The sequence below is a fragment of the Oerskovia sp. NPDC056781 genome, from assembly GCF_042789955.1.
GTDB classification, from domain to species: domain Bacteria; phylum Actinomycetota; class Actinomycetes; order Actinomycetales; family Cellulomonadaceae; genus Oerskovia; species Oerskovia rustica.
In genome coordinates, this window is the sequence record NZ_JBHUAD010000152.1 from 1 (window position 1) to 9,590 (window position 9,590).

Annotated in this window: 8 protein-coding genes; 2 read left to right on the forward strand and 6 right to left on the reverse strand. The window is 71.1% G+C overall.

Annotated elements, in window-relative coordinates; genetic code table 11:
- Window positions 1-57: 57 nt before the first annotated feature.
- The 4 genes from pstB to pstS form a co-directional block, all read right to left on the reverse strand.
- Window positions 58-837: a phosphate ABC transporter ATP-binding protein PstB gene (pstB, locus tag ACFRCR_RS13050; RefSeq protein ID WP_191789557.1), complete on the reverse strand. Its 780-nt coding sequence runs from the start codon at window positions 835-837 to the stop codon at window positions 58-60.
- Between the two features lie 65 nt (window positions 838-902).
- On the reverse strand, window positions 903-1,991 hold the full coding sequence (gene pstA, locus ACFRCR_RS13055) for a phosphate ABC transporter permease PstA (RefSeq protein ID WP_377678070.1): 1,089 nt from the start codon (window positions 1,989-1,991) through the stop codon (window positions 903-905).
- A complete protein-coding gene (gene pstC / locus ACFRCR_RS13060) occupies window positions 1,991-2,974 on the reverse strand; it encodes a phosphate ABC transporter permease subunit PstC (protein ID WP_377678071.1) in 984 nt (327 codons plus the stop codon). The genes pstA and pstC overlap by 1 nt, the downstream gene beginning before the upstream one ends.
- Window positions 2,975-3,108: 134 nt before the next feature.
- Window positions 3,109-4,245 (reverse strand): phosphate ABC transporter substrate-binding protein PstS, encoded by a 1,137-nt coding sequence (pstS, locus tag ACFRCR_RS13065; RefSeq protein WP_377678073.1) that lies wholly within the window; start codon window positions 4,243-4,245, stop codon window positions 3,109-3,111.
- A 323-nt stretch (window positions 4,246-4,568) separates the two neighbouring features.
- Between pstS and ACFRCR_RS13070 the strand changes: the two genes are divergently transcribed.
- Entirely contained in the window at window positions 4,569-6,461 is a 1,893-nt protein-coding gene (locus ACFRCR_RS13070) for a BCCT family transporter (RefSeq protein WP_377678074.1), read from the forward strand.
- Between the two features lie 61 nt (window positions 6,462-6,522).
- Here the strand turns inward: ACFRCR_RS13070 and ACFRCR_RS13075 are convergent, their stop codons facing one another.
- Both ACFRCR_RS13075 and ACFRCR_RS13080 read right to left on the reverse strand, forming a co-directional pair.
- Window positions 6,523-7,224, reverse strand: coding sequence for a response regulator transcription factor (locus ACFRCR_RS13075; RefSeq protein ID WP_377678075.1), 702 nt, complete (start codon window positions 7,222-7,224; stop codon window positions 6,523-6,525).
- Window positions 7,221-8,621 (reverse strand): sensor histidine kinase, encoded by a 1,401-nt coding sequence (locus tag ACFRCR_RS13080; protein ID WP_377678076.1) that lies wholly within the window; start codon window positions 8,619-8,621, stop codon window positions 7,221-7,223. Before ACFRCR_RS13080 ends, ACFRCR_RS13075 begins: the two co-directional genes overlap by 4 nt.
- A 169-nt stretch (window positions 8,622-8,790) precedes the next feature.
- Here ACFRCR_RS13080 and phoU point away from each other — a divergent pair, with 169 nt between their 5' ends.
- Window positions 8,791-9,459, forward strand: coding sequence for a phosphate signaling complex protein PhoU (gene phoU / locus ACFRCR_RS13085; RefSeq protein ID WP_138822837.1), 669 nt, complete (start codon window positions 8,791-8,793; stop codon window positions 9,457-9,459).
- The last annotated feature ends 131 nt before the right edge of the window (window positions 9,460-9,590 follow it).

Sequence of the window (9,590 nt, forward strand, 5' to 3'; positions counted from 1 at the left end):
CCCTCCTGGAGGGGGCCTCGCCGTCGTGCGTCGTGCGTCAGGCGGGTGCCGGACAGGTCACCCGAAGCGGCCCGAGATGTAGTCCTCCGTGGCCTGCTCGGACGGCGACGAGAACATCGTCGCGGTGTCGCCCATCTCGATCAGCCGACCCGGCTTGCCCGTGCCGGCGATGTTGAAGAACGCCGTGCGGTCGCTCACGCGGGCCGCCTGCTGCATGTTGTGCGTCACGATCACGATCGTGTACTCGTCCTTGAGCTCGGCCATGAGGTCCTCGATCGCGAGCGTCGAGATCGGGTCGAGCGCCGAGCACGGCTCGTCCATGAGGAGCACCTGCGGGCGCACCGCGATCGCGCGCGCGATGCACAGGCGCTGCTGCTGCCCGCCGGACAGGCCCGACCCGGGGCGGTCGAGGCGGTCCTTGACCTCGTTCCACAGGTTCGCGCCCTGCAGCGAGGTCTCGACGAGCTCCTCGGCGTCGGACTTGGAGATGCGCTTGTTGTTGAGGCGCACGCCCGCGAGGACGTTCTCCTTGATCGACATGGTCGGGAACGGGTTGGGCCGCTGGAAGACCATGCCCACCTGGCGGCGGACCGCGACCGGGTCGACGTCGGGCGCGTAGAGGTCCTGGCCGTCCATGACGGCCTTGCCCTGGACGTGCGCGCCCGGGATGACCTCGTGCATGCGGTTGAGCGTGCGCAGGAACGTCGACTTGCCGCAGCCCGACGGGCCGATCAGCGCCGTGACCGAGCGCGGCTCGATCGCCATGGTCACGCCCTCCACGGCGAGGAAGTCGCCGTAGTAGACGTTGAGGTCGGAGACGTCGATTCGCTTCGACATGATGTGCTTCCTTCCGGTGTCCGGTCGCGCGGGGTGCGACGCCCGGACAGGCTGGTGGGCTCGGCTCAGCGAGCGGTCTTGGGCGAGAAGAGGCGGCTGACGAGCCGGGCGATCAGGTTGAGCAGCATGACGATGAGGATCAGGGTCAGGGCCGCGGCCCAGGCCCGGTCGATCCCGACGCCGCCCTGCTCGTACTGGCGGTAGGCGAAGACCGGGAGGGTCGCCATGCGACCGTCGAACAGGTCCCAGTTGACCTGGGTGATGAGGCCGACCGTGAGCAGCAGGGGCGCGGTCTCCCCGATCACGCGGGCGATCGAGAGCATGACGCCCGTGACGATGCCGGCGATCGAGGTGCGCAGGACGACCTTGACGATCGTCAGCCACTTGGGCACTCCCAGCGCGAGAGACGCCTCGCGCAGCTCGTTGGGGACCAGGCGCAGCATCTCCTCGACCGAGCGGATCACGACGGGGGTCATGAGCAGCGACAGCGCGACCGCGCCCATGATCCCCGCCCGGTACGCGGGGCCGAAGATCAGCGTGAACAGCGAGAACGCGAACAGGCCCGCGACGATCGACGGGATGCCCGTCATGACGTCCACGAGGAACGTGATCCAGCGGGCGAGGGCGCCACGTCCGTACTCGACGAGGTAGATCGCCGTGAGCAGGCCGATCGGCACCGAGATGAGCGTCGCGGCGCCCGTGATGAGGAGCGTGCCGACGATCGCGTGCCAGATCCCGCCGCTCGTCATGTCGCCGTAGACGCCGACCATGTCGGTCGACAGGAACGTCGCCCCGAACAGCTTGGCGCCGCGCGTCACCACGATCCACAGGAGCGAGACGAGCGGGATCAGCGCGAGCAGGAACGCGAACGACACGAGCGTGGTCGCGAGGCGGTCGGTGGCCCAGCGGGGGCCCTCGACGAACCGCGAGGTCACGGTCAGCCCGACGGCGTAGAGCACCGCGCCGAGGCCCAGCACCCCGGCAACGGTCGGCTTCCCAGCGAGCGCGAGGACCGCGAACGCGACGAGGACGCCGCCCGCGGCGAAGGCCCAGGGGGCCCAGCGGGGCAGGCGCTTCTGCGCCGGGACGAGCTGGAGGGAGCCCGAGCCGTCGGGGGCGGCGGGCGTGGTGGGGGTGAGGTCGGTGGCCGTCATCAGTTCGCTCCCGAGAAGTCCTTGCGGCGCGCGATGATCCAGCGCGCGATCATGTTGACGACGAACGTGATGACGAACAGCGCGAGGCCCGTCGCGATGAGGGTGCTCACCGCGAGGCCGCTGGCCTCAGGGAACTTCGAGGCGATGTTCGCGGCGATCGTCTGCTGCTGTCCCGGCTTGAGCAGGAACAGCGAGTAGAGGAACCCGGGCGAGATGACCATGAGCACGGCCATGGTCTCGCCGAGCGCGCGCCCGAGGCCCAGCATCGACGCGCTGATCACGCCCGAGCGGCCGAACGGCAGGACGGCCATGCGGACCATCTCCCAGCGCGTCGCACCCAGGGCGAGCGAGGCCTCCTCGTGCAGGACCGGGGTCTGGAGGAACACCTCGCGCGAGACCGCCGTGATGATCGGCAGGATCATCACGGCCAGGACGATCGAGGCCGACATGATGTTCTTCGCAGGGGCCTGGTAGCCCTCGAACAGCGGGATGAACCCGAGCGTGCCGCTCAGCCACGTGAAGAACGGGTTGAGGATCGGGAGCAGCCACAGCGCGCCCCACAGGCCGTACACGACGCTCGGGATGGCCGCGAGGAGGTCGATCAGGTAGCCGAGCCCCTGCGCCAGGCGCCGGGGCGCGTAGTGCGAGATGAACAGCGCGATGCCCACCGAGACCGGCACGGCGATCAGGAGCGCCAGGATCGAGGCCAGGAGCGTGCCGAACACCAGGGGCCCGATGTACGCGAGCAGCGAGTCCGCCTTGAACCAGGAGATCTCCTGGAGCTCCTCGGGGCTCGCCGTCAGGGCCGGCCACGCCTCGATGACGAGGAACACGGCCACCGCGGCGAGGACGAGCAGGATGAGGATCCCGGCGCCCGTCGACAGGCCCGCGAAGAGACGGCCCGCCAGGCCGCCCTTGGTCACGGGGACCGTGGGTTCGGACCCGAGCCCGGCTCGGGTGGAGGGAGGAGAGGTGACGGCCACTGATGCTCCGATGACTGAGGTGCGGCGGTGGTGGGACGGACGTTCCGGTGGTCACGCACCCGTGGCGGGCCGCGTCGGGCGCAGTGCCTCGACGTGACCCGCCCCTGGGTGAGAGACCGTGTTCAGCTGTTCGGTCAGCTCTTGACGCTGATCGTGTCGAGGGCTGCCTGGACCTCGGTGCGCAGCGCGTCCGAGATCGGGGCGGAGCCGGCGACGGACGGCTCGGCGGCGCGCGCCTGGCCCTCCTCGCTGGCGACGTAGGTCAGGTACGCCTTGACGTTGGCGGCGTCCTCGGCCTTGTCGTAGGTGTCGCACGCGATCGAGTAGGAGATGAGGACCAGCGGGTAGGCGCCGGCCTCGGTCGTGGTGCGGTCGATCTCGACGACCAGGCGCTTGTCGGTCGCGTCCGCGGCGCGCGGCGAGGCGTCGACGACCTTGGCCGCGGCCTCGGGCGAGAACGGCACGTACTCCTCGCCGACCTTGATCGCGGCCGTGCCCAGGTCACCGGCACGCGAGGCGTCGGCGTACCCGATGGCGCCCTCGGCACCCGTGACCGTGTCGACGACGCCCTGCGTCCCCTGACCGGACTGTCCGCCGGACAACGGCCAGTCACCGCTGGCCTCGTGCGGCCAGGCGCCGTTCGAGGCGTCCGCGAGGTACTCGGTGAAGTTCTCCGTCGTGCCCGACTCGTCCGAGCGGTTGACGGGGATGATCGCGGTGCCGGGGAGCGTGACGCCCTCGTTCTCCGCGGCGATGACCGGGTCGTTCCAGGTCGTGATCTCGCGGTTGAAGATCTTCGCGAGGGTCTCGGCCGAGAGGTTGAGGTGCTCGGCGTCGACACCAGGCAGGTTGTAGATCACGGCGATGGGGCTGATGTAGAGCGGGACCTCGATGGCCTCGCCGCCGAAGCAGCGGTCGGTCGCCGTCGCGAGCTCGTCGTCCTTGAGGGCGGCGTCCGAGCCGGCGAACTGCGTCGCGCCGGACAGGAACTGCTCGCGGCCACCGCCCGAGCCCACCGCGTCGTAGCTGAGGGTCACGCCCGGGGCGATGTCGCCGAAGCCAGCGATCCAGCCGGCCACGGCCTTCTCCTGGGACGAGGCGCCCGCACCGGCGAGCGTGCCGGTCAGGTCCTCGGTCGAGCCGTTCTCTGCGCCGTCGGTGGCGGCGCCACCACCGGAGTCGGTGCTGTTCGAGCCGCACGCTGCCAACGTCAACGCGAGCACGCCGACGGCTGCTGCGGAACCTGCGCGGGTGAATCGGCTGAGCTTCACTCTCTTCTTCCATCCTGTCAACGCGGGGGCACCAGCGAGCGCCGGTGACAACAACGACGCTAAGCAGCCCGGGTGACGCGTTCCGGTGCTCCGGGTGAACGACGGATGAACAGTGCACAGACTCTTGCGGCCTGTGGACAGAGCAGGGCCGGCGTGCCCGACGGAGGCCCGGTGAGAGACAACACGCTCGCCACGGGCCCCAGCGGTTGCCCCGCCTGTTCGGGTCGGGAAGTCTGGTGGGAACAGGTCGCCGGGCCGACACCACGGCCGGCGATCCGAGGTCGATCGACGACCGCACCACGACGGACGTCAGGAGGACCCCTGTGGCAGACGACGGCACGAGCCATCCGCACCCGGCCGAGAACACGCCGGAGGAGCGAGCCGCGGTAGCTGCCGCGGACCAGGCCACGGCCGCCGACGGCATCCTTCCCCCGCCCGAGGACGCGACGGCGTCGGGCACGGCGGCACTACCGGCCCCGCCCGGGCGCATGTACCCGCGCGTCTTCTATCCCGCCGCAGGACTCATCCTGCTGTTCGTGCTCCTCGCGATGGTCTTCACCGACGGGACCACCGCTGTCCTGAGCACTCTCCAGGCCGACGTCATCGGGGCTTTCGGCTGGTACTACGTGCTGATCGTGGCCGGGTTCGTCATCTTCGCGCTGTGGATGGGGCTGAGCCGCTTCGGTGACATCGTGCTCGGCAAGGACGACGAGAGCCCGCTGTTCCGGCTGCCCGTGTGGTTCGCGATGCTGTTCGCGACCGGCATGGGGATCGGGCTCGTGTACTGGGGAGCGGCCGAGCCGCTGACCCACTTCGCGTCGCCCAAGCCCGGTGTCACGGGCGACCCCGCAGCGCTCGCGCAGGCCGCGATGGGGCAGAGCTACCTCCACTGGGGCGTGCACGCCTGGGCGATCTACGTCGTCGCAGGCCTCGCGCTCGCCTACGCGATCCACCGCAAGGGGCGGCCCGTCTCGATCCGGTGGGCCCTCGAACCCCTGCTCGGCGACCGGGTCAAGGGGCGCCTCGGCGACGTGGTCGACGTCGTCGCGGTGCTCGGCACGGTGTTCGGCGTCGCGACCTCGCTCGGCTTCGGCGTCCTGCAGATCGGGGCCGGGCTCGGCTTCCTGAACGTGGCAGACCCGGGCCTCGCGCTCCAGATCGGGCTCATCGTCGGGATCACGGCCGTCGCGACGCTCTCGGTGGCCTCCGGCCTGGGGCGCGGCATGAAGTGGCTCTCCAACGGGAACATGGTCCTCGCGGGCGTCCTGGCCCTCACGGTGCTCGTCGTCGGCCCCACGCTGTTCCTCCTGCGCGACTACGTGCAGTCCATGGGGTACTACCTGCAGAACGTCATCCGGCTCACGTTCGACACCACGGCCTTCCAGGGCGACGCCGGCCTCGAGTGGCAGTCCTCGTGGACCATCTTCTACTGGGGCTGGTGGATCTCCTGGGCACCGTTCGTGGGCGTCTTCATCGCGCGCATCTCCCGGGGCCGCACCATCCGTGAGTTCGTCATGGGCACGCTGCTGGTCCCCACGCTCGTGACGTTCCTGTGGTTCTCGGTCTTCGGCGGCTCGGCGCTGTACCGGCAGATCTTCGGCGACGGCGGGCTCATAGGCTCCGACGGGACCGTCGACACCGACACCGTCCTCTTCCAGCTCCTGGGCGACCTGCCGGGCGGCCCCGTCCTGACGGTGCTCGCGATCGTGCTCATCGGCGTCTTCTTCGTGACGTCCGCCGACTCGGGCTCGTTCGTCGTCGGGATGCTGACCTCGGGGGGCGACCCGCACCCCGCGGTCTGGAACCGCATCCTGTGGGCGGTGCTGTCCGGCCTCCTCTCGATCGCCCTGCTGATCTCGGGCGGTCTCACCGCGCTCCAGACGGCTGCGATCCTCATCGCCCTGCCGTTCTCGGTCGTGATGATCGGGATGGCTCTGTCCACCGTGATCGCCCTGCGCGAGGAGCACAGCGCGATCCTGCGCGCCGAACGGGCACAGGCCCGCCTCGCCCTCACCCAGCACGTCACGCGCCGCGTCACCGAGTCCATCTCCGAGCAGTGGGACGAGCTCTACGGCAGCGACGGGCGCAGACCCCCCAAGCCGCCGAAACCTCCCAAGACGCCCGCCGAGCGGCGAGGAGCGCTCATCGGACGGCCCCGGCGGCGCGACCGCGACGCACCGCCCGGCACCCCGCCCGCCGGGCCGCCGCCCGCCTGACGGGGGCGTCGCCCGCGTCAGGCGGCATGGGCGACGCCCGTCGCGGACGGGCGCAGCCGTCCTACGAGGCGCCGTCGGCCACCTTGTAGCCCAGGCCGCGGACCGTGAGCAGGTAGCGCGGCGTCGCGGGGTCCGGCTCGATCTTCGAGCGGATGCGCTTGACGTGCACGTCGAGCGTCTTGGTGTCGCCCACGTAGTCGGCCCCCCACACCCGGTCGATGAGCTGGCCGCGCGTCAGCACGCGTCCGGCGTTGCGCAGCAGCAGCTCGAGCAGCTCGAACTCCTTGAGCGGGAACGACACGAGATCGCCGTGCACCGTCACGACGTGCCGGTCGACGTCCATCCGCACGGGCCCGACCTCGAGCGCCCCGTCGACCTCGGGCTCCGCGGGCGACTCGACGCTGCCCTGGCGCCGCAGCACCGCACGGACACGCGCGAGGAGCTCGCGGAACGAGTACGGCTTGGTCACGTAGTCGTCGGCCCCGAGCTCGAGGCCCACGACCTTGTCGATCTCCGAGTCCTTGGCCGTGAGCATGATGACGGGCACGTTGCCTCGCTGACGCAGCTCGCGGCACACCTCGGTGCCGCTCAGGCCCGGGAGCATGAGGTCGAGCAGCACGAGGTCCGCTCCCCCGGCGTCGTACGCGGCCAGGGCCTCGGGCCCCGTCGCCGCCTCGACGACGTCGAAGCCCTCGCGGGCCAGCTGGTAGGTCAGAGGGTCGCGGTACGACTCCTCGTCCTCGACGACCAGGATGCGCGTCACGCACCCACCTCCTTGGTTCTGGGGGACGTGCCCGGATGGGGAGCTGTCTGGGGGCCCTGCGCCCGGGTGGGTGCGAGGCCGGGGTTCGTGGGGTCGTCGGTGGCGGTCGGACCGCCGGGGGCGGACGAGTCGGCCGCGGTGGCCGTGTCGCCAGGGGCTGCCGGCGCGTCCGCGGCGGTGGGCGTGGTCGTCGGCCCGGCGGGATCGGCGGGCTCGGCCGCGTCCTCCCCCTCGGGGTCCGCGCCGCTCTCGAAGCCCTCTGCGGTCGGGTTCGCCGCGGGGATGCGCAGCGTGAAGGTCGACCCACGGCCCGGCTCGGACCACATGGTCACCTCGCCGCCGTGGTCCGCGGCGATGTGCTTGACGATGCTGAGCCCCAGACCCGTCCCACCGGTGTCGCGCGAGCGCGCGGGATCCACCCGGTAGAAGCGCTCGAACACACGCTGCTGCTCGCCCTCGGAGATCCCGATGCCCTGGTCCACGACCGCGATCTCGACGAGGTCGCCGACCACGCTCACCCCGACCCCGACGCGGGTGTTCTCGCCCGAGTAGGCGACCGCGTTGTCGAGCAGGTTGCGCACCGCGGTCACGAGCAGAGCGTGGTCGCCGTAGACCACGGCGTCGAGGTCCCCACCGACGGTCAGGACGATGCCCTTGCCCTGGGCGTTGGTGCGGGCACGGTCGACCGACTCCTCGACGACCCCGCGCACGGGCACCGTCGTGACCGCCTGGAGGGCGCCGGCCACCTGGAGGCGGGAGAGCTCGATGATCTCCTGGACCAGCGCGGACAGGCGCGTCGCCTCCTGCTGCATGCGGCCCGTGAAGCGGCGGACCGCGACCGGGTCGTCGGCGGCGTCCTGCACTGTCTCGGCGAGCAGCGCGAGCGCACCCACGGGCGTCTTGAGCTCGTGCGACACGTTGACGACGAAGTCGCGGCGGATCGCGTCGATGCGACGCGCCTCGGTGCGGTCCTCCGCGAGGACGAGGATGTGGTGGGGGCCGACCTGCGCGACCCGGACCTGCAGCATGACCATGCCGCGCCCGACCGGTCCGCGCGGGAGCTCGAGCTCCTCGTCGCGGATCACGCCGTCCCGTTGCACCTCGGAGATCATGTCCAGGATCGCGGCGTGCACGATCGCGTCGCCGCGGACCACGCCCAGCGCGTACGCCGGCGGGCTGGCCCGCACGACCTCGCCCTCGGCGTCGAGCACGACGGCCGCGGAGCGCAGCACCGCGAGGACACGGACCAGCCCCTCGTCGAGCTCGGGCGCCTCCTCGTCGGGCATGCGCCGCAGCGTGCGCTCGCTGAACCGGAACGCGAGCGTCGCGAAGACGCCGACGAGGAGCCCGATGACTCCTGCGACGAGCAGCCCGATTCCCTCCTGGATTCCTTCCACACCACCAGCGTACGGTCGTCCCACAGGGCCGCCCGACCAGTCCGGGCCGGGGGAGCGACGCGTGTCCAAGAGTTCACGTGGCGTCGTCCCAGCGTTCACCTGACCGTTCATCTCCCCGTTCACCGCACCTGTCATGGTGGACTCTGCTGGTCACCAGGAAAGGGAAGCGATGCGGGAAATCTTCGAGGCCGAGCTCAAGCAGGTCGGCGACGACCTCGCCGAGATGAGTCGGCTGGTCGAGTCGGCCATCAGTCGAGCCGGGACGGCGCTGCTCACCGCAGACCTCCAGCTCGCACAGTCCGTCATCGCGTCGGACCATGCGATCGACGCCCTCGAGCGTGAGCTCGACGAGCGGTGCGTGCTGCTGCTCGCGCAGCAGCAGCCCGTCGCCACGGACCTGCGCGTCGTCGTGAGCGCCCTGCGCATGAGCGCAACCCTGGAGCGCATGGGCGACCTCGCCCGGCACGTCGCCCAGGTCGCGCGGGGCCGCTACCCGGCGCACGCGATCCACCCCCTGCTGGAGGGGACGTTCTCCCAGATGCACGACGCCGCGACCCGGGTCGCGCGCCGCACCACGACGCTGCTCACGACGCGGGACCTGACGGTCGCGGCCAACGTCGAGCGCGACGACGACCTGCTGGACCACCTCCACCAGGACACGTTCGCGGCTCTCCTGGGCCCGGACTGGACCGGTACGGCGCAGGAGACGATCGACGTGACCCTCGTGGGTCGCTACTACGAGCGGTTCGGTGACCACGGGGTCTCGATCGCCCAGCGCGTGACATTCCTCGTCACGGGCGACTTCGTGGACGGTCGCGGCCAGGCCATGCGCGCCTAGCGAGTCCCCAGGCCCCTGGCCCCCGTCCGCTGCCGAGCATGCGGCCGGGCGGGCACGGGCCGTGCGACCAGCGCGGCCGTCGCTCCATGCACAACGCCCGACGGCGCCGCTCCCCTCGCGAGGGGAGCGGT

Excerpts from the sequence above, each read along its gene's own strand:
- pstB (WP_191789557.1), bottom strand. The coding sequence starts at position 837 with ATGTCGAAGCGAATCGACGTCTCCGACCTCAACGTCTACTACGGCGAC.
- pstA (WP_377678070.1), bottom strand. The coding sequence starts at position 1,991 with ATGACGGCCACCGACCTCACCCCCACCACGCCCGCCGCCCCCGACGGC.
- phoU (WP_138822837.1), top strand. The coding sequence starts at position 8,791 with ATGCGGGAAATCTTCGAGGCCGAGCTCAAGCAGGTCGGCGACGACCTC.